At 38.1% G+C, this 25,730-nt stretch carries 20 protein-coding genes and 1 pseudogene; 10 read left to right on the forward strand and 11 right to left on the reverse strand.

What is annotated here, in order from left to right; all coding sequences use genetic code 11:
* The first annotated feature begins 354 nt into the window (after positions 1-354).
* Complete coding sequence (locus tag MSMAS_RS09265) at positions 355-912, forward strand: DUF4352 domain-containing protein (protein WP_048046508.1); 558 nt, start codon at positions 355-357, stop codon at positions 910-912.
* Between the two features lie 92 nt (positions 913-1,004).
* Here MSMAS_RS09265 and MSMAS_RS09270 read toward each other — a convergent pair whose 3' ends face one another.
* The 3 genes from MSMAS_RS09270 to MSMAS_RS09280 form a co-directional block, all read right to left on the reverse strand.
* Complete coding sequence (locus MSMAS_RS09270; RefSeq protein ID WP_196296922.1) at positions 1,005-1,151, reverse strand: hypothetical protein; 147 nt, start codon at positions 1,149-1,151, stop codon at positions 1,005-1,007.
* Between the two features lie 19 nt (positions 1,152-1,170).
* Positions 1,171-1,779, reverse strand: coding sequence for a hypothetical protein (locus MSMAS_RS09275; protein WP_048046510.1), 609 nt, complete (start codon positions 1,777-1,779; stop codon positions 1,171-1,173).
* A 257-nt stretch (positions 1,780-2,036) separates the two neighbouring features.
* The gene (locus MSMAS_RS09280; RefSeq protein WP_155395365.1) at positions 2,037-3,008 is read right to left on the reverse strand and encodes a hypothetical protein; all 972 of its coding nucleotides are present in this window, start codon (positions 3,006-3,008) and stop codon (positions 2,037-2,039) included.
* Between the two features lie 232 nt (positions 3,009-3,240).
* Between MSMAS_RS09280 and MSMAS_RS09285 the strand changes: the two genes are divergently transcribed.
* Positions 3,241-4,110, forward strand: a complete 870-nt coding sequence (locus tag MSMAS_RS09285; RefSeq protein ID WP_196296923.1) for a DUF2971 domain-containing protein — start codon at positions 3,241-3,243, stop codon at positions 4,108-4,110.
* A gap of 189 nt (positions 4,111-4,299) precedes the next feature.
* Positions 4,300-4,839, forward strand: coding sequence for a hypothetical protein (locus MSMAS_RS09290; protein ID WP_048046513.1), 540 nt, complete (start codon positions 4,300-4,302; stop codon positions 4,837-4,839).
* Between the two features lie 497 nt (positions 4,840-5,336).
* Here MSMAS_RS09290 and MSMAS_RS17895 read toward each other — a convergent pair whose 3' ends face one another.
* Positions 5,337-6,890: a HEAT repeat domain-containing protein gene (locus MSMAS_RS17895; RefSeq protein WP_052728064.1), complete on the reverse strand. Its 1,554-nt coding sequence runs from the start codon at positions 6,888-6,890 to the stop codon at positions 5,337-5,339.
* A gap of 673 nt (positions 6,891-7,563) precedes the next feature.
* On the opposite strand from MSMAS_RS17895, the gene MSMAS_RS09300 reads away from it, so the two are divergent.
* Positions 7,564-8,238, forward strand: a complete 675-nt coding sequence (locus tag MSMAS_RS09300) for a tyrosine-type recombinase/integrase (RefSeq protein ID WP_080942072.1) — start codon at positions 7,564-7,566, stop codon at positions 8,236-8,238.
* 8 nt (positions 8,239-8,246) lie between these two features.
* Here the strand turns inward: MSMAS_RS09300 and MSMAS_RS09305 are convergent, their stop codons facing one another.
* A complete protein-coding gene (locus MSMAS_RS09305; protein ID WP_048046514.1) occupies positions 8,247-8,813 on the reverse strand; it encodes a hypothetical protein in 567 nt (188 codons plus the stop codon).
* A 366-nt stretch (positions 8,814-9,179) separates the two neighbouring features.
* Between MSMAS_RS09305 and MSMAS_RS19230 the strand changes: the two genes are divergently transcribed.
* From MSMAS_RS19230 to MSMAS_RS09320, 4 genes are all read left to right on the forward strand, one after another.
* Complete coding sequence (locus tag MSMAS_RS19230) at positions 9,180-9,341, forward strand: hypothetical protein (protein ID WP_196296924.1); 162 nt, start codon at positions 9,180-9,182, stop codon at positions 9,339-9,341.
* Between the two features lies 1 nt (position 9,342).
* Entirely contained in the window at positions 9,343-9,681 is a 339-nt protein-coding gene (locus tag MSMAS_RS09310) for a hypothetical protein (protein WP_048046515.1), read from the forward strand.
* A 163-nt stretch (positions 9,682-9,844) separates the two neighbouring features.
* A complete protein-coding gene (locus MSMAS_RS09315) occupies positions 9,845-10,330 on the forward strand; it encodes a hypothetical protein (protein ID WP_048046516.1) in 486 nt (161 codons plus the stop codon).
* Between the two features lie 1,538 nt (positions 10,331-11,868).
* The gene (locus MSMAS_RS09320) at positions 11,869-12,780 is read left to right on the forward strand and encodes an MBL fold metallo-hydrolase (protein WP_048046517.1); all 912 of its coding nucleotides are present in this window, start codon (positions 11,869-11,871) and stop codon (positions 12,778-12,780) included.
* A 199-nt stretch (positions 12,781-12,979) separates the two neighbouring features.
* Here MSMAS_RS09320 and MSMAS_RS09325 read toward each other — a convergent pair whose 3' ends face one another.
* The 5 genes and pseudogenes from MSMAS_RS09325 to MSMAS_RS19865 all read right to left on the reverse strand — a co-directional run bounded on the left by MSMAS_RS09325 (position 12,980) and on the right by MSMAS_RS19865 (position 20,558).
* Positions 12,980-15,499 (reverse strand): histidine kinase dimerization/phosphoacceptor domain -containing protein, encoded by a 2,520-nt coding sequence (locus MSMAS_RS09325; protein WP_011034866.1) that lies wholly within the window; start codon positions 15,497-15,499, stop codon positions 12,980-12,982.
* Between the two features lie 266 nt (positions 15,500-15,765).
* The gene (locus tag MSMAS_RS09330; protein WP_048036517.1) at positions 15,766-17,211 is read right to left on the reverse strand and encodes an APC family permease; all 1,446 of its coding nucleotides are present in this window, start codon (positions 17,209-17,211) and stop codon (positions 15,766-15,768) included.
* A 264-nt stretch (positions 17,212-17,475) separates the two neighbouring features.
* Positions 17,476-18,879, reverse strand: a pseudogene (gene mtbB / locus MSMAS_RS09340) ([dimethylamine--corrinoid protein] Co-methyltransferase).
* Between the two features lie 117 nt (positions 18,880-18,996).
* Positions 18,997-19,641 carry a dimethylamine corrinoid protein MtbC gene (gene mtbC, locus MSMAS_RS09345; RefSeq protein WP_015412949.1) on the reverse strand — a complete coding sequence of 215 codons (645 nt, stop codon included), beginning with the start codon at positions 19,639-19,641 and terminating at the stop codon, positions 18,997-18,999.
* A gap of 464 nt (positions 19,642-20,105) precedes the next feature.
* Positions 20,106-20,558: a DUF2769 domain-containing protein gene (locus tag MSMAS_RS19865; RefSeq protein WP_327036902.1), complete on the reverse strand. Its 453-nt coding sequence runs from the start codon at positions 20,556-20,558 to the stop codon at positions 20,106-20,108.
* Between the two features lie 112 nt (positions 20,559-20,670).
* On the opposite strand from MSMAS_RS19865, the gene MSMAS_RS09365 reads away from it, so the two are divergent.
* Both MSMAS_RS09365 and MSMAS_RS09370 read left to right on the forward strand, forming a co-directional pair.
* A complete protein-coding gene (locus tag MSMAS_RS09365; RefSeq protein ID WP_011034861.1) occupies positions 20,671-21,543 on the forward strand; it encodes a PAS domain-containing protein in 873 nt (290 codons plus the stop codon).
* A 347-nt stretch (positions 21,544-21,890) separates the two neighbouring features.
* Positions 21,891-22,700 (forward strand): helix-turn-helix transcriptional regulator, encoded by an 810-nt coding sequence (locus MSMAS_RS09370; protein WP_048045949.1) that lies wholly within the window; start codon positions 21,891-21,893, stop codon positions 22,698-22,700.
* A gap of 932 nt (positions 22,701-23,632) precedes the next feature.
* On the opposite strand, the gene MSMAS_RS09380 is transcribed toward MSMAS_RS09370, so the two are convergent.
* Positions 23,633-24,811, reverse strand: a complete 1,179-nt coding sequence (locus tag MSMAS_RS09380) for an IS256-like element ISMma16 family transposase (RefSeq protein WP_011034859.1) — start codon at positions 24,809-24,811, stop codon at positions 23,633-23,635.
* Positions 24,812-25,730: the final 919 nt, after the last annotated feature.

Raw genomic sequence — 25,730 nt, forward strand, 5'->3', positions numbered from 1 at the left:
AGTTGGGACACTGTGTCCGGTTTTTTTGAGGTTATGAATTACCAAAATGTGAACTGTAATTTGATGCCATTATTAGACTAAATAATGTTTTGGGATAAACTCATCATTTATTTTTTGAAATATATTAAAAAAGTGTGAGAAAACTTTGAAAATTCAAAGGAACAAGAGGGTTCTGAAGTCGCTATCTGTTTTTAATAATTATTCATATTGATTAATATGATATTTTAATATGACATTTCCAAAAAGAACAAATAGAAGAGTAACATTTCAGAAATTAACAGGTAGCCTACCTGTTTAGTAAATATTTGAATATTTATAAACCAGATTTTATTATTTAAAGAAAGGAGGCGTACTATGAAATTTAAAAATAGTTTGTTACTTCTTCTAGTTATATCATTTATCGTAGCTGCTGCAGGCTGTTTTTCAGATAACAATGACGATGGAGTGCAGCAAGCAACTCCTCAACAGCAACCAACACCAGTTAAGGGAAGTATCCATAACCCCGCAGGAATAAACGAAACCTTAACGATCAAATCCGGAGGTGAAGTTTACAATTTCAGTGTAGTACAAGTCATTAGAGGTAATGAGATAAATAGTAATGAAAACCCTGCTCCTGGATTCGAGTATCTTTTAGTAGATGTGAAACTTGCTTACAACCATCTTTTCCGTGACGAACGCGCATATGTATATAGTGACGAGTTCAATGCTTATTGTGACAACGTAGAGTGTAAGCTCGCTAGTGTTTATGTGACAAGTAATATGACCGTATTCGATGATGGTAATCTAATGCCTGGTGGCATAAAAGAAGGATGGATTGCTTATACTGTACCTAAAGGCAAAGAAGTAGTCATAGGCTATCAACCAGGTGCCTATACAGGTAGTAATTGTTTTGTTTCAGTAGGCAGTAAATAATGTGTAATGGAGAGCTTATCCCAAAAACAATTTAATTTTTACTTATGTAAATTTCAGAATCATTTTCGTTTTGTAATCTTGAAGTTTTGGGATCAGTTCTTTAAAAACTGGTAAATTACAATTAAGACTCCAACAATGGTTGCTATCCCAACTAAAATATCAAATAAACTACTTTTTTTACTCTCAGTTTTCACGATTTTTGCATTATCACCAATTGCAGCATCACCTTTTATATTCACGTTACCATGAATATTAGTATTAGATGATTGATTTCTTTTCAATGTTTGCACCTTCGCCTATAGCTGCGTCACCTTTTGTATTGACATCACCTGTAATATTCGTACTATAATCCTGATAAACATAGAATACTGTTATAGGGATATATCGCTCGTCTTTAAGGTCGGTCTCAATATCATACTCGATTTCTTCTAATTTATAGCCTATTGATCTAACCATAGGCTTTACAAAATCTGTATTGAAATTATGTACAGCTTCATCAGGGGAGCAACTATTAAAGTCAAAGTAAACTGAAAATATATCAGTTTCACCTTTATTTACTTTTAAGCAGATTTGGTACAATAGAATATCCCTTTGTTTTTCGTCTGTTGGTAAAGTAAGCTTTATACCACTAACTCGATGAATAATCCCAGCCAAATTGTTTCGTGACTCCCAATCGTCAAGGATAGTACTATCATGTTTTAACTGATTACAGATGATAGACATTATCTCATCATTTTCACAGTGGTTAACAAATATATTCAGATATGCGTCAAATGTACTGTATTCTGAAGACAAAACGTCATCAGCAAAATCGGAAAACCTTCTAAAACTTAGCTCTACTCTCTTCCTGTCAAACTTTTCAGGCATATATCTGTCTAATAAACAATTTAATATAAACTTTGTTACTTCATTCCAAAAGCGATTTTATAAAATAACCATATTAATGAATTGCATCATATAGCATACACTTAAAAATAGACGCACTAAACTTTTTAATCACAGATTTTATGTAACTTTCAGAAATTAGTAGCCAAATTTTTACAACAATTTTAAATTAGCTTAGCAGCTATAGACTTCATTTAAAAACACTGTTTAGAGCTATAAGATGAATTCATAGAGGTTTTTTATACCAAATAAAAAATATTGGTCGCCACTTCTACATCAGGAACGAATAAAGATGGTTCTCCTAAAGAAACTGAAAACTTATAATATCCTTTTGTTAAATTCGTGCAGTTTACAAAAACTTTGTATTTACCAAAATCAATATTCTCGCACGTTAAGTAAGTACTAGAGTGTATTTTTTCTAAGTTGGGATCGGATTTTACTTTAATTGAGTCTATAATTATTAAGTCATTGTTAGAGTCTAATTTGCTTAAATTTATAACAACATCATCATCATTTAGTAACGCCCCTGTCATTGTAAGTTCAATTGGAATTTGTTCATTTTGCTTATTATAAACATCATTCATTTTTAAGATGCTATCACTATCTGACATATAAAAGGTGAAGAGTAGAATGAATATAACGCTCAGGATTGTTGGTAGAATAACCTTTTTTTGTTGAAAATTATTAATTATTGGTGCTAGTTCTTCCTTGAATGGTTTTGCTATAAAACTAAATACAAGAAAACTAGTTATAATATTTGATATCATTACCAAAGAAAGAGAAATTCTCCAATGTATTGCATTTGGTGTACCAGGTAAAGAAGTAACAATATCTAATATTAGAGGAAGAATGAAACAAACTATACAACTAGCCAATACTAATAAAAAACCCGTAAATATGATGAAGAATCCAGCTAAATATAATTCTGTAGCATAGCTTTCTAAATATTTCACATGTCTATCATTCTTAACTTCTAAGACGACAGCCTTCATAAACAAAGAACAACACATGAACACGAATGTAATCCCTAAAGTAAAGGTTAGCATGGAAATTACATAAAAAAGTTCTAGTTCTACAAAGTTCTCCTGCATGTAAACATAAATTCTAGATAACACTGTTAATGTAAAAATGATTAGTGATATGATAAACTTAAAGCTGCCATCGCTTTTGTCTTTGTTTAAACCTCTTTTATTTGTCGTCGCTCTATCCACAAACAAAAATAAAAGTAGCGGCAATTATATCTTTCTATTTTGTTTTAATGTGACCTCGTATCGTAATGGTTCTTCTGTTTCCATTGTCTAATAGTGGAGTGTTAATTTTGTTTAGTCAAGATGAGAAATATCTCTATGAATGTCTTATGCATTTCTTTTTGATCTTACAAACTCTTTAAAGCATAAATCTGAGTTTCAAAACATTTATTTAAAAACGATCTATGTAATCATTATGTCTGAAGTAAAATATTGTGATAAGCTATTCCACAAGTATAGACCTATTAATAAATATACTGAAAGTCTGTTAAAAAATAACGAACTATTTTTTAATCATCCAGAAAATTTCAACGATCCATTTGACTGCAAACTAGATTGTATTCACAAAGGTACACATGAAAGGTGGGTGGATTTCTTCTGTAAACATAACATGCATCCGGCTCAAGCTAGAAACCTTCTCGCAGAAAACCTAAGAAAAGGAAAAATGAGGCGACAAAGTGATGGGATTCTATTTGACAAAAGAGCCAAATTTCAAGTTGAAGGGAATATTGACGAAGGTGATCTTCTCAGAGCTTGCTGCTTTAGTGATAGAAAAGACAACCTTTTGATGTGGAGTCATTACTCGGAAAACCATGAAGGAATCTGCCTTAATTTTAAGTCGTATTCACTTGGAGATTATTATCTATTGCCGTTAGCTTCAGGTGATGGACTTCCTTTCCATAAAATAGATTACAAAAATGTAAAGCCAAAAGCAGTTAATTTGATGAACCTAGAAAATGAAGAAACTAAACGTATTATTATAGACTTTTACTTAACTAAATTTACTGACTGGCAGTATGAACATGAGTATAGATTATTAGCAACTATATATGATATGAAAGAAAAATCCTTAGTTAACTTCAGTAAGGATGCTTTAGAGGGTATAATTTTTGGTTTGAAAGTAAAACCAGATAAAGCGCAGTGCATAAAAGATATTATAGATGAATATTATGAAGGAATGGACGTAAAACTATACAGAACCGAAAAGGTTGATGGAAGATATGCTATAGATTTTAAAGAGATTAGAAACTTTGATAAGTATATCAATTTGCTTGGTAATGAATAACATTACTGAAATAATAAACACGTCTGGTGACAATGAAAGAAGGTTGGAGGGAAGGTTTTCACCCTCCTAATGATCCATAGATAAGGACCAGTAGGAAGATTAAGCCCGCCCATATGTATAATAATCGTAAATGATTTTGTCACACTGCCATTAATTATTTATATATGCTAATTGTTTAAATTTGGGAAAATGGAAGAAGGTTTTAACACAAATGAGAAAGTTATTTTTGCTATTAGTTTTTTAACAGTATTAGTTGCATTATCTGATTATAAGGACTTTTTAGATCAAATTAAGGTTTCAATATTTTCACACTCTTTTTCAATATTTGATTTATTAACATGTATATCTGTAATCATGTTTTGCTCAGTTTATTTTTCAGCCTTGGACAACTTAAGATGGAGAAGTATTAAACTGGCTCAATCTAAATTGTTGGAAAAATGTAATCCTATTGCTGATTTCCTTTATTTGGTTGCAATAGTAGTACTCCCTATGACTTTTATAGCAGGTTATTTTGTTTCCTTCTTTTTTTACGGTATAATTCATGTCCTATCGTTTTTCTTTCAAGACATCCCTTATTCAGACTTGGCTCCTTTATTTACCTCAATTATATCCCTAGTTACTGTAATATATGCTATAGTTGTTTCATATCAATTGAAGAGCATTAATAATTGTAATAAAGAAATTAGGGATAAGATTCTGGAGACTCGCGGAAGAAATAAAGGTATGTAAGAAAATCATATGTTTTGTCACCATAAGCACGTTTACGATTATTTGTTGAATAAGCTTATAATATTCAATAAAGCCTTAAACCTTCAAAATACTTTATTTTTAATCATTGTTTGGACAGACATAAACCCCTTACCCACATAAAACAAATTCAACCTTGAGGTTATTACGAAGCCCAGAAAGGCAAGAGTCATAAAAAATAAGCAATTCTATCAACGTACACACGTAGATTTATTTTTAGTTCTGTCTTTGAGAGGTTTATATAGGAAGCTGGTGAACATCCTAGAATTAAGTGCTTACAGTTGAAAAGCTGACAAAATAACAGAAATTTCAACTTTAGAACCTCATAGGAAGCTCAAGGCTAAGAAATCTCTTAGAACTTAATTCTTCAGGCTGTTTATTCTGAGGGTTTGTAGGGGCTTAGAATGGCTTGGGATTTCAGTCTGTTACTTCATACAATCATACATATCCATAATTTACGGCGCTGTTTTTATTCAGCTTTAATCAACATTGGGCACTATTGGAATCAATGACATTACAAAACCGAATAATGATATTACCGCAGAGTATCGTTGCAGTAACGTATCTAATTTTGACTGTTTTAGTTCATCTAACCTTTTAGAAAATTCCTGGTATAATTCTTCATTGTTCTTAGAAAACTCATATACTAAAATTTTCATTTCATCCAAGCGTTCCAGTATATCACTATTCAAATCATTTAGCTTATCAGTCTGTATAGAATCCAACCTTTCGATAGATAATGTATTTAAGTTCTCTATCTCATTCAATTTCGCTAATTCATTTTTCATGGCGTCAAGGCTAGTGATAATATTACATGAATTAAGTTTGATTTTGAAAATATCAAAACTTATACAACTTAACTTTTGTTCCAATTTTTCTTCAATTCTATTTAAATGAGTTATCATGTCAAGTTGATAAGAGAATTTACTTAAGATATTAACCATAAGAGGAATTTTGTCTTCCACTAATGGTTCTGCATACATCTTATTAAGCAATTTGCATGCTTCGCCTTTTTGTCCATCAGGAAACTTAAAACAAATTTCCCCCAATATATTCTGCAAACTATTTACTTGTTTTTCAAGCCCAACTGGATCTCTAATCTGTGAAAGAAATTGAGTACATTGATTTAATTCATTTCCCAATTTTTCAAACTGAGTTCCTTTTGTTTGTTCATTGATTATTTCTGTTTTCTTTTGAATCTCTTCAATAAGATCCTTTAGATTTCTATCTAAGATAGGAAACCCTTTCGTCACTGCTGCTGTAGCGTAAGGTGAACTTTTCTCAGTATCCTTCATTAGCTCTGCCGCACGATCACAGTATTTTCTGTAAAAATTAAGCTCACCTTTCTTTGCTTCTAAATCTAGGTTTTCTAGATTCTGAACTTCTTTTAATGCACTTGCAAGATTTTCAACAGCTTCTAAAAGCATCTCCTTGCTTTTTGAGTTGCAAGCGGCTTTTTTTGCTTCTGCGAGGTATTTATCTACCTCTTCCTTTATTTCTTGTTTTTTAAAGATTATTGTATGGAATGAACGATAAAAAGGAAAACAAAATCTAGATGGATTCTTCCATATAGATTCATTTGCCGCTTTTTCATAAAACTCAATTGCCCTTTCCAATTCCTTCTTATAATCTTCTTCTGTTTCTGCTTGGGAAGCATTGAATATTGAAATTCTTCCAAGAGAATGATTTGCATAGGCTATCACAGAACTGTCTCGATCATGTGTAAGTCTACTTAAGTCCTCCCACGTCTTTTGTTTGTCATGTACACTGGAAAAAATAGTACCAAGGACATTGGCGGCTTCACTCCTTACATATTCGTCTTTATCCGAGGTAAGCCAATGAAGGTCATTCCAAGCTTGTTCTTTATCAGGTACATGATAAAAAACAGAACCAATGGAACTGGCGGCATTAAACCTAATCCTCCATTCTTTATCTGATGCAAGTCTATGCAAGTCGTCCCAAGCTTGTTGTTTATCTGGTATATGAGAAAAAACAGAACCGAGAGCAATAACGGACGCAAGCCTAACATCCAAGTCTTTATCTGATGTAAGTCTATGTAGGTCATCCCATGCGTTTTGCTAATCTGGCAGTAACGAGAAGTTTTTTATTATCTGCCATAATGCATTCCTACGTTCTCCTGGATCTTTACTAAGACATTGAGCGTGAACTTTCTCTTGATATATTAGCAACCCAACACCATAATTTTTGATAAAACTTAAAGCTTAAAATGGTTTCTTTTTGTACGTTGTTAACTCGGCTAGTCTTAACTTAGAGATAATAGGAGTTTTATTAGCTTATTATAACCAAATTTGATCAATTAGAAGTATTTAGATTAGCAATGCTAGTTGTCACGTCAATCCCCAAGGTTAAAGGATTCTGAATAGCTGTAACAGACTATATGTGACGTTTTTCTGCAGACGTGACACCAAGGTAAGCCCTTGAAAGTTCAAAACTGTGCCATGGTTAAAACTGAAATAAAAATATCAGGTCTTCGTAATGATTCTTGTTTTGATTTTGGTTATTTTTACTTTAATTTCACACATGCATAGCTTTTATCATATTTTTAATTGTGCATAACGTGGTTTTATTAGAAAACCTTGCTATTTTCATACAAAATGTTAATTTAAGTCTTGTTTTTAGGTTGATATTCACAACAATAGCAAGGTTTAAATATAATCACGTCCTATATTATTATGGGAGTTTCTTATGGTTAGTGGTAACTACAAAACAAAAACTAGCACTAAAATCACGCATGAGCATGTAACTGAAGCTATTAAATATCCTACTCAGGGGTTAAAAAGAGACAGGGATACTTTACACCTTTATACGAAAGGTGAAATAAAGATATTAACACCTGAAGAGTATCAGAGGCTTAGGGCTGCTATTCCAAAGGCTGAATATAAAACAATTCTTGACGTGCTTATTGTTACTGGTATGAGGTATATTGAAGTTTGCAGGCTCTACGATAACAGAGAATGGTATAATGATAAAAGAAATATAATTCATTTACCACCCGAAGCACAAAAGAAACATAAAAGGACTCAGATTGAAAGAACTATTCAGCCATTGCCTTCAATGTGGAATTATACAATGAATGCTTTCTTTAACGGAAAAAAACCACCTGTTGAAAGTAGCTGGAATAGAAACCTTCAAAGATGGGCTAAACTTGCAGGGTTAAACCCTTATGGCATAAGTGCAAAAACTACCAGAAAGACTATAGAAAGCTGGATGATCTCATCAGGAGTATTAGAGTCTACCACCTGCCTGAGACAAGGGCATGACAGTTTAACATCTATGAGGCACTACCAGAATCTTGCTTTTAACGATGATGAATTACGAAGTATTAAAAAACAATTGACTGAGTGGAATATTCTTAAATGAGTAAAGCTTTATGCACCATTTTCAAATACTAATACATCTTTTTCTCCTTTTATTTTATCACCAAATTGAAATATTGTCCACTTTGTTTCTTCTTTTTCTTTTCCAAATATTATGTGGAATCCAAATAAATACATATAATCAGATGTTAAAGTCTCAAGAACGCTAGAATCTTTTTCTAACAATTTCTTCTTCGGGATACGATTCCACTTTTTAAGTTCAAAACAAATATAATCATTATCATCAGCAAGATTTAAAGATCTTTTATGAATGATAATGTCTGGAATCCGATTACTTTCAACTCCATTAGAATCTAGAACTTGCTTCTTTTTGTTCTCATTTGTTTCTCTTACATATCCGTTGTTTTCATCGAGGGAGTATGTCACTGTATTATCGTATTCAGCATCAACATAGTAATCTTTAAACTCACATTGTAAATACATTCCAAATCTAAATGCAAGGCATCTTTCACATACACCTTCACCATTATTTCTTTCAAAAAGAAAAGCATCCCTTGTATAAAGCTTATTTAGACAGCTTCGTACTTTTCCTTTTATACTTAATAAATTTTCATCCATATTATCCCTATTTTTATTTATAATATCAAATAAAATCAATTTTCATATAAATGCAAAAATTGAGTTAAGCTAGACTTCAAGAAGCTTAAAGACTTTTAATAATATAAAACTGCCTAAAACCTTTTATTTTTAATTATTTTTCAGGCGATAAACACACCAATCAGCTTAAACAAATTGCTTGTAGGGCTTCTAATTCAATCTATTTTTTCTATTTTTCCCTAAAATCAAGAATGATTTAACGCTTACAGTAGAAACATATAAATAATCGTTATCGAAAGACTATATATAACTATGCAATAGTTTTATATAGTATTAGAACATATATAACAGTAGTAAGTTTATTTTAACTTACCTGGGGGTTAAATTTTGATTCGAAAAGTATATGCTAGTAATCAATTTGGTACTATTGTAATGTCTATTCCTGCTGATTTTGTCCGTAAGATGGGGCTAACAGGGGATTCTAATGTAAATATTGAGCTTGTGGGCAACACATTACATGTTACTAAGGTATGTTTGCAGGGTGTTTAACATGGTCCGGAAAGTTGAGCCTTTTTATGATTGTCCACGTTACAAAAAGTGTTCAGTCAATAATTGTCCTTTAGATCCTGCATACCCTAACAGCGTCACAGATGAAGCGGACCCTGAGCAGAAATGTACTATTGCAAAAAATATTAGATCCAGAATTGCTGCAAAATATCCAGGTACCTTAAAATTTGAAGGTTTAACACCTAGAGAATTTACAGCTACGAAGAATTGGGAAAGTTTACCTGAAGAAGAAAAGGACAAAAAGAGAGAAGCAATTAAAAATGTCAGATCAAAAATTAATGCTTTTAGTTCTGAACCTGAGAGTGAGAAATTAAACGTTTAATTTGTCTCTACTCTCATTTTTAGAGCTAAGTATGCAAGGTACAAGCAAATACCTTACCTTGAATAGTTCGTTTTGAGAGACTGAGTTAAAAGCAAAAATTTCAATTTAGTATATAAAGAAACTGACGTTTTTGAGGTTTTATTTCTAGGGATGTGACGTTAAGATGTTACCGTATGAAAAAGAAAAAATTCAATCTTTCCTTGATGTTAGAGATATATACTCAAAAAATTTTAAGATGGATGACTTAAAAGATATAAGAGTTCAAAAATTTATAAAGGAAGAATTAAAAGAACTCATACAAAAAGATCTAGATCAATACGAATGGGACATTGAAATAGGACTTAGAAGAAAGAAACCGAGTCCAGCACAGCTCAAGCAAAAACATATAGGTACAGCTTATGCCAGAGGACTTTACCGCTTTTATTGGTGTCATTACAACGTATGGGATCAACTTTTTAAATACAGATACAAACCTGAAGATGTTAATACCATTATAGCCAGGATGGAGAAAACAAAAAAATATAATCCATGGTCTACCACAGAACCAACTGCAGGTTTGTTTATTGCGTCACTAGGCAAAAGCAGGTTTAAAACTATTAAAACCAAAGATGGTTCTGAGTATGACGTACTTAATCCTAGTGGTTATTAATCATTACTCTGTGACGTAGCGACAAAGTAAAGCCTACATTTTGACTTTTTAATTTTCACTATCTACCGGCTCTATATTGGAGAAACCCTACGCTTATTCTAATAATTAACTAATCGCACATAGCCGCGCGCCCGACACGACAAACGACAGAGCCAACTCATACTCATTATCTTGTCGGCGGTATCGGTTGACATTGTAACATAGACAAAACAGAAAGACAGAGAGAGTATCATATGAATACTTGTTCATATGTTCATAACAACAAATAACCGCATAAATACAATTAAAAATCAAGTAGTCTATAAGTTATATAATTACGAATTGCGCGATATTTTGACGACGACGGCAATAATAAACAAACAGTTTAATATAAAAATTTACATAATAAGCTTTATATATTTTGAATGACATAATATATACTGTAAAGAGCTGGGGCGCTCAAAGCCCTGAATATAATCTTTGTACCAAACATTAACACCACCAAGCCCCATTTTTGGGGCTATCCCACTTAAGCCGGTTCTGCGCTTTCCGGCACTTTTCAGAATCAGGCAACATAATAACTTCCTGTGCGTAACCCTGTCATTTAATCACCGTTGCCTGATTCTCTCACATTACTTTTCTTTTCTAAGTTCAAGAATCCTAAAAATGTAAAAGAAATCAGGTATAACTATCTTTTATCATATAGGAGTCTCCCTGATGAAAGATAAATTGAGGTAAACCGTCTATTCAATCCTGTTAATTTTTGATAAACTGCTAATAAGTAATTATGACAGGCTGATGATGACAGCATTTATACTCACAGGCTTATATTGACATGACTGCCATTAGCCGGATTTATGAGTGATTTTCAGGTAGATTACTGGTCAGTGAATAATAAATATCTGACTAATAACAAACTTCTGACAGGTAAGGTACCAAATATATTAAAGTATATTTAATGTCCGTTACCAGCCATGTATAATAATTAACTCAGTCAAATATTTGACGTACAAAAATCCTTACCTGAAAAACAAACCTGCGATTTCAGGCAGATAAAAAGGCCTGATGTACACCAAATCAGTTTATTCAGTATTACTGTACTTAATTTAAGCTTTTTGTGACCTCAGAAAAGTTAATCTATTGTTTTCCGAATTTCACATCTCCCGAGCACGTCTCGCCGATTCTCGTCTCGCCCGATTCTCGTCTCGCCCGAGTCCCGCCTCGGGAGGGCGGTGTCCTTTTCGCTCGCTTTGCTCGCTCAAGAGGACCAATTTGGAAGGAGAAAGGACTAATTTGGAAGAAAAAAGGGCTAATTTGGAAGAAGAAACGTGAGGTTCATAAAGGAGTTGGAGGATCTTTATATACTTGACTAGAGAAACCCTCATTTTTCCTGATTGTTCTTTTCCCGCTCGGCGAAAGAGATAGAACTGTTTCAAAAAACAGGATTTGATCTGCCTGCTCTTTTTTTCTTTCTACCCGGGTCTGTATAAAGTCTGTATAAAATGGTTCTTAAAAATATTCCTGAAAGGGCTTTTATTCCTGAAAAAGGATAGAAACATATGCAGATTAAGATACTGGGGTGCGAGTCTTTCGGAGCACGGTCCCTTGCGTGTATTGTGAAGACCGGGGAGAGAAAGATCCTTATCGATCCCGGAGTTGCCCTTGCTCGCCTGCGGTACGGTTTGCTTCCGCACCCTGTGGAGGTGGCAGCTGCCCTCAGGATCAGGGAGAAAATTCTTGCGGAATTCGAGGGCACAACAGACATAGTAATCAGCCATTACCATGGGGACCACATGCCCATGAAAGTCGAAGACCCTTATCAATTGCCAGTGGAAGATCTCCCCGATTTAAAAGGGGTCAGGTTCTGGTGCAAAGGTCCGGGAAATATTTCGGGGTTGTCCCTACAAAGGAGAAAAGAGTTTTTTCGCTATTTAGGGCATTCTCTTCCTGCTTCTGAAGGTGTCAGTTCTGAAGGTGTCAGTTTTTCGCCCGCTGTACCTCACGGGACGAGAGGTAAGGGATTTGGCACGGTGATGATGACCAGGGTCTCTGAAGGAGATAAAGTGTTTGTTCATGGTTCGGATATCCAGCTTCTGGACAGGGAGGCTGTCATGCAGATACTTGCCTGGAAGCCTTCAGTTGTTTTTGTTTCCGGACCTCCTCTCTACCTCTCCCATCATGTCCCAGAAGCTTCTAATGAGGCGCTCGAAAATGCCCTTCTGCTTGCCGAAAATGCAGGCACCCTTATCCTTGACCACCACCTCCTGAGGTTTCTTGAGGGCTACAGGTGGTTGAAAGACCTCGCAGGAATGGTAAAAAATACAGTTGTATGCGCCGCGGAGTTTATGGGTAAAAAACCTGAATTGCTTGAGGCGCAGAGAAAAAGCCTGTATGAAGAAATGCCTGTGCCCCGTGGCTGGCACGAAGCTTATGAAAAGGGTGAAGCGGGTGTTGAGGACTATCTATTGTGAACTATTATCATAAGATCCATTGTCACAGGATCCTCTTAAGATATTGAATACAGTGACCCTTAAGGTGTTCAATACAATGACCCTTAAGGTGCTGAATACAATGACTCTTCGGGTATTAAATACAATAACTCTTAAGGTGTTCAATATAAAGGCCCTTCAGGTATTGCACTGTCTTTAATGATTCTCGTTTGCGGATAAATCACATTCTCTGCCTGTATCTTAATTCCTTAAACCTTATCCTGAATTCTGTTCCCTCATGCGTATTAAGTTCAATGCTCCCTTCAATCTGGTCCACAAGGTTAATTACAAGCTGCAAGCCCAGAGAATCAGTTTCCCGGAAATCAATTTCTTCAGGGAAGCCTCTGCCATTATCTCTTACAACAAGTGAGAAACAGTTTTTTTCACTGCTTCCTTGTTCTTCCTTTTTCAGGCAGACGCAAATCTCACCGCTTTCCTTTTTCTGGAATGCATGTTTCAGGGCATTTGAGACAAGTTCATTGATAATAATACCCAGAGGGACAGAAGTGTCCATGCCAAGGAAAATATTATCAACGTCAAGTTTCAGGCTGATATTTTTATCACCCACGGAATAAGCCCCGAAAAGGTAATTTGCAAGGTTCTGGATATAGTCTGAAAAGTCCACGCTTATCATGTCTTCGGACTGGTAGAGCTTTTCGTGGACAAGAGCCATGGATTTGACCCTGTGCTGGCTTTCCCTGAAAGCCTCTATAACCTTTTCGTCGCTGAAATTACCTGATTCGAGATAGAGAAGGGTTGAGATTACCTGGAGGTTGTTTTTAATCCTGTGGTGAATTTCCTTTTTGCGGATTTCTACCATCTGCAAAAGGGCTTCTTCGGCTTTCTTGTGCTCGGTTATGTCGAGGATAATCCCCTGCAGACGGATCTCACCTTTTTCATCTCTCTGAATAAAGGTCCTTTCATCTACCCAGCGTACTTCTCCTGACTTGGTAAGTATTCTGTATTCTGAACTGTAATCTTCACAGCCGAATTCAATATTTCTTGCAAGCTCACGCTCAACTTTCTCAAGGTCACCGGGATATACTATATTCCCGTAAAGGATTTTTCTTGAAGTAAAGTCTTCCACTTCATATCCGAGCCTTGTAACGTTTTCCGAGACAAATTCTATAGGCCAGCCCTCTTCATACTTCCATAAAAAGACAATAACAGGGCTGCTGTTAATTATGCTCTCAAGCTCTTCTTTTAACCTGTTTGAGTGTTCAAGTTTCCTCGCATATTCGAGAAGAGATTTTTCCGCTTCCCTTCGCTGTGTTGTAACCCTGTCAAGCACCAGGCGCGTCTCTTCAATTCCGTCCGTAAGGAGCTTGAAATCTCCCTGTCCCTTGACCTGGATAGGCCTCTTGAAATTATTATGCTGGAAAGCCTTCAGGACAGCATTGGAGTCATCTATAATCATATTGAGGGTCTCGGAGAACTTATCAAGAGTGTCCTCAAGCTCCCTGAACTCTCCCTGGACATCCACATTAACCCTTTCTTTTAATTCCCCTTTTGCAAGGGCATTGGTGACTCTCATGGTTTCCCTGATGGGGATAACCACAGCATTGAGAATCTCATTCAGGCCTTTGGGTATTTCCTGAAAGTCGATTTCCACATCCGTATCAGCTCTGACTCCGAGTTCCCCTTTTACGGCGTCCTGAGCAATGCTCTTGAAGTCTTTTACGATCCTGTTAATCGGCTCTGTTACGGACCTTGCAATCATATAAGCAAGGGCAGCCATGAAAAGGATCGAAACCGCAGATATGATAAGAAGCCTCTCTCTCAGGTCAGCTACTCCGGCAAGCATTTCTTCTTTAGGAACAACCAGAACAAAAGCAAAGTCCCCGGTCTCTACAGGCTCGTAAAAAAGGATTACGGTTTTTCCTGTTGTGGGGTCTGCGGTCTCAAGGTGTCCGCCAATTCCATTTTTTATATCCCGGGAGGCTTTTTCGAGCTCTTCCCCTCCAAAATCATAAAGGTCTTTTTTCCCTATCCAGTCCTTATGTGTAGGATGAGAGAGAATGACCCCGCTGTTGCTTACCATAAAAGCGTATCCGGTGTCAAAAGTCCTGACCTTGCTTACCACCTCATCCACGTATTCCAGGGAAACATCCACCCCCCCAATCCCTGCGAACTCCCCTTCTTTCATGATCGGAGAAACATAACTCACCATAAACACCCCTTCATAAAAATAAGGTTCCGTAAGCACGTCTTTTTCCGTAGCTTTCGGAAGCTGGTAGTAGTCCGAGCTGTCGTAATGAAGCAGGGGGGCAACTGAAGCAGTCCCGTTCATTTTATTCCAGTAAGGGACAAACCTGCCGGTTCCATCATGAGCAGGAGAGTTTGTATATTCGGCATCTTTCCCGTCAAAGGCATCGGGCTCAAAAGCTACATAGGTCCCCAGAAGGTGAGGGTTGTCCCGGAGCAGGTTTTCCAGAATCAGGAGGGCTTCATCCCGGTCTGCGGTTTCATAGCTTTCCATTGTTGTTGAAATCGTCCTTGCAATGGCCAGGTTGGCTTTCATATCCGCATCGAACTGGTTTGCATAATTGGAAGCCATTTCAACCGACTGCTGGTATGCCAGTTTTTCTTCCTGGGTTGTGACAGTGGAAATGATCACAGCTGTGGAGGCTGTAAGGATCAAAAAGACTCCCAGCACCGTGTAAACAATCATTTTCGTTCTTAAGGGGGTGTTGCTAAACATTTTAATCCTCAATATTTTTCCTCTCGTTTTAGCTGCCGAAAGGGGGAAAATAGAGCATTTTTTCACGGGCCCATATTCTGAAAAAAACAGGAACGACCACTTTTAATGATTTAATTTTATAAGAACTTGAAATATTTAAAAACTTCTAAAAAACTTCCTTAAGGGCTAAAAAATTAAATTAAGTAAAATTATGTAAAATTAAGTAAAAATAATGCAGGAGTTTTTCCTGCATTGCCATTCAAAATTTATACTGAGTTTTCACTCACTTATACCGAGTTTTCACTCACTGCAATTTTTTCTTTCCCTGTCTCCGAAGCTCCCTCTTTCTGAGAGTAGAACCACAGGGGGATGTAAAGGGCGAGTACCACGAAACCGACTATTGTGGAAGCCCAGCCCACTTCAAGGCTGTTGAGATAAACAATCCCTATCAGACAGAGAGGCAGGTTAAAGAACCCGAAGAAAGCAGCAACATACTGCCAGCCCCCTGGAGCTTTGAAAGGTCTCTCAAGCGTCGAGAAGCGCGGGTCGAATTTTGCTTTCACGTATGCAAAAAGGCTGATCCCGTTAGCACAGACATATCCTATTGCAGAAGCTGCGAGGATGGCTGCAGGTGTCCCGAGGAAGATGAAACCCATGTTAAAGAGGGCAATAACGATCATTGCATTGACCGGGGTTCCGTAAATGTTCATCTTTCCGAAAAACTTGGGCAGATTTCCTTCTCCAGCCATGGAGTACATGGCCCTTGAAGCTCCCAGGAAAGCAGTCTGGATAATAAGGATCATTGCCGCAATAAGCATGAGGATGGCAAGGGATCCTCCTATTGAACCCAGAGTCATCTGAGCCATGGGAAGCATGGGAGAGAAAGGCTCAGCAAGGATTCCTTCAACACCCAGAGTCCCTGTACAGGCAGCCTGGACAAGGATAAAGGTCACAAGGCAGATAGCTCCGCAGATGAAGAGGGCTTTGGGCACATCGGACCTGGGCTGCTTGTATTCAGGCCCGTAGATAGCCGCAGTTTCCCACGCGCAGGCGCTCCACTGTGCCATTGCAAAAAGCCCGAGAAGGATAAGTATGTGCTGTACATCCCAGCTCCAGTCAGTCGGAAGCCAGGAACCTGTTATATTGCTCATCTCGAAGTGTCCTGTTGCGAAAGGTGCAAGAGAGATAATTATAAGCGGGGCAAGCGAAAGAACCGCAAGGATATACCCAAGCGTTGCGCCTCCTGAAAGCCCGCGGTAGTTTACCAGGATAAGGAACAGAAACACAGTTGCACCGGATACAAGATACATGGCAAGGTCAGGCACTCCTGCAAATGCAGGGATAAGCCCTTTGAGGTAACTTCCGATAAGGATTGAAAAGATAGCAAGCACAGGGTTCCAGGCAAACCAGTAACTCCATGCACTGAAACCTCCAAGTAACTTGCTCTTTTCATATCGTTTATTTTCATCACTCGCTCTAAATACGCTCTGGGCAAATCCAGGAAGTCCGGAGGCCCTTGGAAACATTGTTGCAAGTTCTCCGTAGGCAAAGTTCTGCATGAATCCCTGGAAAACAGAAAGTGCCCAGACAAGGATCGCAAAAGCCCAGACATAGCTTGCAAAGTAACCTATAGAAGGCAGGATCAGCACAGGAACACCGAGAGCAATTGCAAGCCCCTGTTTCCAGTCAATTGTCCGCTGAAGCCCCCCGGATTCGTTATTTTCATCGCTCATTTTACACACTCCTCTACTATTTGTTAGTTTAGCCTGATGATTCGCACAGCTCCTGCAGAAAAATAAGCCTGCAGAACTGCAAGCAGAAAAACGGATACAAATTCGGAAGATATTCAGGAGCCGGAAAGGGAGACTGTTCCGGTTTTTCTGCCGAAGCATCCCCGAAAAATCTCCTCTTTTACTGAAGAATTTCAGGTAAGACAGGCTCCTGATTCTTCTTTTTCTGGCTTTTTTGTGAGAATCCGGTTCTCTTATTCAGTGTGTTTATCTTGTCTGTTTCCTGAATAGATTGCAGGAATTTATCTTTACATCGAGTAGTTTCTCGATATTCATTTTAGCGGCAATTCCCTTTGCAGCACCAGGCACTGAAGTGATCACGCCTATGTCGAGTTCCTCACGGAGTTCGCGCATAACATATTCATCCGCCAGGTCCATGGTTTCTACATTTAGCTTCTTTGCAACGTATTCCTTTGCCTCTTTAATCTTCATGTTCTTTGAGAACTGCATCCTTGCAACAAGGTCTCCTGCTGCTCTCATTCCTGTCATACCTGAAGCCATTATGTGGGAAATCGGCATACCCAGAGGGTCGCCGACCCCGATCTATATGCCGTCTACGCCTGCAATCTCGACCATTGCCTTGCTTGCCCTTGTAACGGCATCAATCGGAGGAGTTTCAAGCATGGGAATTCCGCCGACGCCCATGCCCATGTCAACATGGCAGGGAATTGAAGAAGCCTGAACTGCTGCTTTCATAAAGTTGACAGCGCGTGCAAGGTTCCATGGAGAGGTCTTGCTTGTGTTGGTGTTGCACACAGGCCCGAAAACGTTTGCACCTGCTTTTGCAATAAGAGGAGCCTGCTGGTGTGGCCAGAGCCCTGCAAGTGTAACCCCGTCATACTGGAGGTTACCGTGCATACCAAGTACACATTCGCCAGCCATGCCTGCTTCAATGTACATGTCAGGGAACTCTTTCCTCAGAGCCTCGATTGCATGGAGGGTACCGTACATGTCAGCATCGCCTGCGGCAGCGGTGGTGTCAAAGTTAACGCCGTCTGCTCCCGAGGCAAAGAGTTTCTGCATAACCCACACTGTGTCCCTTGTAAGGTGCGCGGCTGCATGTTCCATGGAGTCCCAGGCTTCCTGGATCTTGAAAGCCTTCATGAGGTCTCCGGGGTTTTCGAAAGGTCCGTCAGGAGTGTAGTACAGCCCCATGTTCGGCATTGCACCGTAAAAGAGCGGAATGATCATGTTCTGCTGGCAGACTTCCATTGCCTGGCACTCGTTTGCTACGACAGGCTTTACAGGCTTGTAGCTGTAGTCGATGTGACCCAGTTCCATTGTGTCAGCGCCAAATGCCCTTTCGTGCATCATGCACCCGACAAGACGGCTGGAAGGTATACCAACACCACTGTTGCCCTGGTCACCGTCAAGCCTTAGTGTGCCTATGTCGTGTGTGACAGGGACTTCCATGCCCTGCTCGACACTGACGGTTTTGCCGGGCATCATCAAAATTTCTGCAAGCTTGTCGATTTCATCGCCACTTAGGTCGGGAATTTCACCGAGGTCAGAGGCATTCGCCATTCCTGCCTCAAGCTCCTCCATGATCTTGTCCTTAGTAAGGAAGATACGTTTCCCGTCTCCCATCCTTAAAGCATATTCGGTTGCCATTTTTATTCTCCGTTGCTTTTATGAGATTTCCCGGACTAAAATGAACCTGGATAATCAAAATGTATAATTTAAATTAAGCTGCAATTTTAACAAAACAACTGGACTGCAATCAGGGGTTCAGAGAAGCAGTTCTTTTGCCTTTGCTACAGCTTCGCTTGCGTTTTCTGCATAGCAGTCTGCGCCTATTTTATCAGCCCATGCCTGGGTCGCAGGAGCGCCGCCTACCATCACTTTAACACGGCTGCGCAGCCCTTCTTCTTTAAGAAGTTCAATAACCTCTCTCTGGCCCTGCAGGGTTGTGGTCATAAGGGCAGAGATCCCTATCATGTTTGCATTAACTTCTTTTGCTTTCTCGACAAAGTTCTTTATGGGAACGTCCCTGCCTATATCGTGGACTTCAAAGCCTGCAGACTGCAGCATTGTTGAGACGATTGATTTGCCTATGTCATGAACGTCTCCTTCTACTGTCCCATTTACAATGACTCCGAGTTTCTTTGTCGCTGCCCCTGCAGGCATATCCGCTTCAAGTACTTTGACTCCGGCAGTCATTGCATCGGCTGCCATCATCACATGGGGCAGGAAGAGTTTCCCTCTCTCAAATAAAACTCCTACCTGGTTCATGCCGGCAGCAAGCCCATTTTCGATTATTTCCGCAGGCTCCATAACCTGCTTTGCTTTTTCAACTGCAGCAAGTACTGCATCCTTTTTACAGGAGATTATTGAATCCGAAAGCTCCTGAATAAGTTCTTCTTTAGTTGCCATTTTTAAACCTCCAATTTCGCCAGAATCTCTCTTCAGTATCCGGACACCGTTACTGAGTCCTGATTTCTGATTGTACATATTATATTTGTAAAATTATATAGCCCAGCCCCTGATGTTTTTTCTTAAAGGTATGGAGATGGCACTTCCCCTGTGTACTGTATAGGCTGAAAGGAAAAAGAAAGTCTCTTTAGTAAAAGATCAAAGGACAGGATTTTACGATAGTGTTGAAATATTCAATGCCAGCAAAAACAGGCTCTAAAACAGGCTCTATATCAGGAAAACAGAATAAAAACAGATAAGTTCTGCATAAGTTCTGCATAAGTTCTGCATAAGTTCTGCGTCTGACCCTGCCTTTCCATATCTTTAATGGATTCATACTTAAATAAATTCATACTTAAATAAATTCATACTTAAATAAATTCATACTTAAATAAATTCATAATTATTTGGTATGGGATATCGAATTATTTTTTCTCTCCCAGCACGCAGACCCTGATTGTCCCGGCACTTGTCCGAAAATCCGTACAGATATCCGGAGCAACATATTTTTTCTCAAAATCTTCCTCTTTTTCTTTGAGCTGGCAGAAATACTCACCTTCAAGCCGGAACTTTTTGAAGACCACACATGTTTCACAGAGGCATTCGTCTTTTTTTCCTTTTCCGGTTTCCATGCCTCCTCGAGCACAAAACATCCCTGCACCGCCCGGATAAGAAGAACAGTATTTGCAGAGGCAGGCTTTCAGGTGGTGGTATGAACCGCAGATGCCAAAATACCTTCCATATTCTTCTCTGGCTCCCTGGATAACATCTTGCCTGTTCCCAGAGAATTCTTCTACTTCTGAAGTTCCTATGTTTTCTATATTTTTGGATGGTATCTCCGAGACCAGAATACTCCCCCTGTATAAAAAAGGATGAATTTATAAGATGTCAAAATATATTGTATATTGATAGAGGATTTTATAAATACATTTTCACCTGTGCTGTAAGGGTTCTGGAATATAAAAAAATATCTGGAGGAAGAGGGATACTATGGGATTCAATCAGGTAGCTGAAAGCGATGAAACTATTATTGATGAGGTACTGGAAAGACAGCGAATTCTAGAAACTGTGATAAACAACAGCCCTGTAATGGCTTTTCTCTGGGCCCCGGAAGAAGACTGGCCCGCCAAATACGTATCGGAAAACGTAAGCCAGCTGGGGTACAGTGCAGAGGACTTCCTTACAGGCAGGATAATGTATGGAAATATTGTTCATTCCGAGGATATAGACAGGGTAAGAAAAGAACTCACCACATGCTGTGAAATCGGAAAAGACGATTTTGTCACCAGATATAGGGTTATTACAGGTAGTGGGGAGATCCTCTGGGTAGAAGAAAAAACCTTTATCCAGAGAGATGAAAAGGGAAGAGTGGTTAATTTTCAGGGCATTGTCAGGGATATCACCACAGAGATTAAAAACGAAATAGCACTGCGCGACGCCCTTGAGAGCCAGAAAGCCCTCATGGAAAAACAAAAAGCCCTGCTTGAGAGGCAGAGAGCGCTCGAAACAGTGATTAATAACAGTTCTATGGTAGTTTTCCTCTGGAAAGCAGAAAAATACTGGCCCACAATTTATGTATCCGAAAATGTCCGGCAATTCGGGTATGCTCCGGAAGATTTTATTTCCGGGAGAGTCCTTTATGGAAAAATCGTCCACCCTGAAGACCTTCTTCTCGTAGAGCTGGAACTCGAAGAGAACTGCGAAGAAGGGGGAAAAGAGTTCAACCGCCAGTACAGGATCCTTACAGCCTCAGGAGAGGTGCGCTGGGTGGAAGAAAAAACCTTTATACAGCGCAACCAGGAAGGGCAGGTAACCAATTTCCAGGGCATCATAGAAGACATAACCGACAGAGTCAAGCCCTGAAGATTATTTTTCTTTTTTCATATTTCCCTTTCGGGTTCGTCTTTTTCTGTTTTTTCCTTCCGGTCTGTCTCCTTTATATTTTTAATTTCTTTAAACCGGCTTTAACAAAGAATAATTATAAGAGAAAAGTTACTGAAGCGAACGATATGTATAAGATATAAGAAAATATATTTATATGCGTCAATAAAAATAGTTCATTATTCTGATGTGCAAAGTGCATTTATCACATGCCCTGAATAAGAGCTTTAAACATAATATACGTGATAATTATATTTGATGCCGATGCTTTATTAATTACATTATAAATGTACAGCCGGAGAAGGCTGTGTCCAGTTGAGGTGCATAATATGGAAGACTCTCTGCTTGACCTGATTTTTTTATCTGAAAAAAGAAAGAATGTTATTCTTCTTTTGCTTGAGGGACCGAAAGATATCAATACGCTCAAGAAAACCCTTAAAGCAAGCGCAACCTCAGTCCAGCCCCAGATAAAAATGTTGAAGGAAAAGCACCTTGTAATACAGGACAGGGATGTTTACAGGCTAAGCGAGATTGGAATAATTATAGCCGAGAAAATGAAACCCCTTCTGGATACTATTTCCGTGCTGGAAGAAAACGCAGATTACTGGGCTGACAGAGACATGAGTAAAATTCCTCCATTTCTTCTTCGCCGTATTGAGGAACTTGGTCACTGCATTACAGTCGAGCCCAAAATAGAACATATGTTTGAAATGATCCCTGAATATGTCGAAAACGCCAAAAAATCTAAAAAATTCGAAGCTCTGGTTTCTTATTTCCATCCTCTTTTTCCTTCTTTTTATCTCGAACTTGTACAGAAAGGAACATCTGTGTCCCTTATCCTTCCAGAACCAATCCTCAAAAGATGGGCTGAAGAGGATTACAGGGAGCATACCATGAAGTTACTTAAAATGGAAAATGCAAAGCTTATGGTCTGTAAGGATTGTGAAAAGATTCCCACCATTATAGCTGCAGACAATTTCATGGGAGTAGCTCTTTTTCCCAAAGAGGGGACATTTGACCGGAAGTATGTGATATCTTTTGAACCCGGTGCTCTTGCCTGGGGCAAGGAACTCTATGATTATTACGAGAAGAATTCCGAACGTGTTGAGAGTATTGACAGTTATATCAGTACAGCCTGAAAAAGGAAATCAGCGGAAAAGGAACTGTACAGCGTAGAAATGGGTTCAGTAATAAAGAAAAAAAGAAATCTCAGTATTTAAGCCTGCATTGATTTTTCTGTGTATTTTATCCGAAGAAGAGATAAAAGTTCAGACCCTGAATCATGCCAGTTATATGCTCCCGCTTATTCGGTTATCCAGGTCATTTTGATTATCCAGGTCTGACATGAGCTCAGGTTTGCCATTTCCCAGGTCGCCATTAGGACCACTTTCAAATTCGCAATCCATACCTGAGATCCTGAGCTCTGTCTGACATGGTAGTCCGCGAATCAGGACTTCTTCTCAACAGAATATGCTTCTGGAAGAGTCCAGCCGCTCTATTCTTTAATTTGTTTTGTCCATACTTCATTTCCTTACGGACAGTTTTGATGAATTCCCAAACCCATTTATTTTTTATCGACATATTTTTTGACAGGCATCCCGCCGGACACCTTTAATTTTATATAAGGAAATTTCAGTGGATTAAAAGAGTTATGCATTGTTTTTTAAGAGAGTTCCCAAACTCATATCCTGCACGCTCATATCCACTTTAAGGTTCTTTCTGGCGTATTAAAGTTTTATACGCTTTCTTTGAAGCACGGCTTTATTTTTTGGAATAAAGCCTTCCCTTCTTTTCAGCCTCAAATCATTCAGGTTGAACCTCTTTTCCTGACACCTCCCTTTTATATATCTTATATTATATAGCCCAACCTGTAAAGTTTCTTCAGCTGGCCAGGGCTCGAGAAAGAGTAACTGGAAATTGCCTTTTTCATGAGATTTTTCAAAGGCTTCAAAAATTTCTCAGCTAAAAATTATATATATTTATCCGAACTAAATATGTAGACATTATCTGAACGGCAGTGTGCCTAATTTTCTGTAAAATTTGCTCTATACCCCTTAGTCTTCTTTTTTGATTACTGCTCCATTACTATATACCTGTTTCCAGTAATCCAGTCTTCATTTATATCAATGAGTATTGAGACTACCAGTCTCAATACTGATTCCTGGTTAGGGAATGCTCCTACAACTTTGGTTCTTCTTTTTATCTCCTTGTTAGTTCTCTCCATCATATTTGTCGTCCTTATTTTTCTCCAATGACTCTGTGGAAACTGCATGTAATTCATTACATCATACTGAAAATTCTCAAGAGTATCAGCTGCACTTTTATATTCCATCTTATCCAGTTCCCTTATCAAATCATTGTATTTTTGACGGTCTACCAATGCTTCTTTTATCTTATCTGCTACTTCTTTTTGCTTCTTTTTTTGAACCTTTTTTAGAGCTTGCCTTATCAGATGAACGTGGCACATCTGCCAGCTTGATCCGATGAAGGATTCTCTAACTGCTTTTTGTATTCCTTTATGACCATCAGAAACAATTAACTTGACACCTCTTAACCCTCTTTCTTTCAGGTCTTCGAATAGATCTTGCCAGAACAGAGAGTCTTCGCTGTCTGCCAATCTTGCTCCAAGAATCTCGCGAAAACCATCATCCCTGACTCCAGAAACTATAAAGAGAGCTTTATTTTCGTAATGAAGTCCATCTCTTACTTTGAGATAAGTAGCATCAATAAACAAATAAGGAATTTCGTGTTCTATTGGCTTTGACAAAAATTCTGAAACTTTCTCATCCAGCTCTTTTGTAATTCTGGAAACTGAAGAGGCTGAGATTCCCTCAACTCCCAAAGCAGTCATGACCTTATCCACCCTTCGGGTGGAAACGCCTTGCAGGTAAGATTCAGCTACAGCGGATAAGATGGCCTGTTCAACTCGGGAATATTTCTCAAATACCTGAGTTTCAAAGGGAAACTCACGGAATTGAGGTTTTAATAATTCAAGTTCTCCATACTTGGTAAGGAGGGTTCGGGGTTTGTAGCCATTTCTACTGGCTTTACGAGAATCAGTCCTCTCATAACGTTGTGCACCAACCTGGAGGAGGGCTTCCTCCTCCATTACGAGATTTAAAAACCACGTAATTAAATGGCGAATTCCATCTTCCTGATCGACAAGATAATCTTTTATGAGTGAGAATAAATCTACCATTGACTCTGCATCCTGTTTTTTTGTGGTGAAAGGAAAAGGATACAGAGTCAATCATAATTTACAGAACTTTCGGTACACTGCCATCTGAACAAAATATGAAGATATTATCTGAACAAAATATGAAGATATTATCTGAACAAAATATGAAGATATTATCTGAACAAAATATGAAGATATTATCTGAACAAAATATGAAGATATTATCTGAACAAAATATGAAGAGATATTATCTGAACAAAATTGAAATTGAAATAAAAGCGAATCATGCCTGAAGTAAAAAGGAATTGAATCTGAAAAGATCAGATTTTAAATTGGCGAACTAAATTGTAAAGGTAGATTAGAAAGATAAATACTTTAAATTTTAAAATATGAAAAAGAACAGGCATTAATTTCGAACAACTCAGAAAAAGCAGAATAAATCCGGATCAATAACCTGAAACTACAGATAAATCCTGAAAAAAGTATTGTCTTTTGAGAATAGTTTTTGAGAGCCCTGAAGAGAATAGCATTCCCACCTGCTACTCTCCCGGGATACTCGTAATGCAATTGCAGAATAGAAGCAGTAACGAAAGCTGACCGCCATTAGATATCAGCTATCGGCCTGCTTCTTTTTGTTCCTCGTATTTAATTTTCCGGAACTGATTTTATTCCTTCAATGGAGGTTTCTCATTTTGAGGTTCTCATTTTGAGGATGCGACAGCATTTATTCTTGCCATTTTTTCCGGCCGATACTCCGGCCAATTTTAGATTATGCACATTTTTACCGCGTTAAATGTGCTTTTACCGTTTTGTTTTTCTGCGCCTGAATAGTTTTATTGTCTCAATAATATTTAGCCCAACCTGTAATGCCCTGTCAAAACTCTCATGCAAAGGAAAGAGTAAAAGGATAATCTTCTCACGCAGGAGTTTTCGATGTCATTAAATTTTTTGAAAGGCTTAAAATCCTCGAAATTGGAGGGATTGTTTAACA

It is taken from the genome of Methanosarcina mazei S-6, assembly GCF_000970205.1.
In the GTDB taxonomy this organism is placed as follows: Archaea; Halobacteriota; Methanosarcinia; order Methanosarcinales; family Methanosarcinaceae; genus Methanosarcina; species Methanosarcina mazei.

Coding starts and splice junctions, on each gene's coding strand:
- MSMAS_RS09320 (WP_048046517.1), top strand. CDS start 11,869: ATGCAGATTAAGATACTGGGGTGCGAGTCTTTCGGAGCACGGTCCCTT.
- MSMAS_RS09370 (WP_048045949.1), top strand. CDS start 21,891: ATGGAAGACTCTCTGCTTGACCTGATTTTTTTATCTGAAAAAAGAAAG.
- MSMAS_RS09365 (WP_011034861.1), top strand. CDS start 20,671: ATGGGATTCAATCAGGTAGCTGAAAGCGATGAAACTATTATTGATGAG.
- mtbC (WP_015412949.1), bottom strand. CDS start 19,641: ATGGCAACTAAAGAAGAACTTATTCAGGAGCTTTCGGATTCAATAATC.
- MSMAS_RS09330 (WP_048036517.1), bottom strand. CDS start 17,211: ATGAGCGATGAAAATAACGAATCCGGGGGGCTTCAGCGGACAATTGAC.
- MSMAS_RS09315 (WP_048046516.1), top strand. CDS start 9,845: ATGTTACCGTATGAAAAAGAAAAAATTCAATCTTTCCTTGATGTTAGA.
- MSMAS_RS09325 (WP_011034866.1), bottom strand. CDS start 15,499: ATGTTTAGCAACACCCCCTTAAGAACGAAAATGATTGTTTACACGGTG.
- MSMAS_RS09285 (WP_196296923.1), top strand. CDS start 3,241: ATGTCTGAAGTAAAATATTGTGATAAGCTATTCCACAAGTATAGACCT.
- MSMAS_RS09300 (WP_080942072.1), top strand. CDS start 7,564: ATGGTTAGTGGTAACTACAAAACAAAAACTAGCACTAAAATCACGCAT.
- MSMAS_RS09290 (WP_048046513.1), top strand. CDS start 4,300: ATGGAAGAAGGTTTTAACACAAATGAGAAAGTTATTTTTGCTATTAGT.
- MSMAS_RS09310 (WP_048046515.1), top strand. CDS start 9,343: ATGGTCCGGAAAGTTGAGCCTTTTTATGATTGTCCACGTTACAAAAAG.
- MSMAS_RS09265 (WP_048046508.1), top strand. CDS start 355: ATGAAATTTAAAAATAGTTTGTTACTTCTTCTAGTTATATCATTTATC.
- MSMAS_RS09275 (WP_048046510.1), bottom strand. CDS start 1,779: ATGCCTGAAAAGTTTGACAGGAAGAGAGTAGAGCTAAGTTTTAGAAGG.
- MSMAS_RS09305 (WP_048046514.1), bottom strand. CDS start 8,813: ATGGATGAAAATTTATTAAGTATAAAAGGAAAAGTACGAAGCTGTCTA.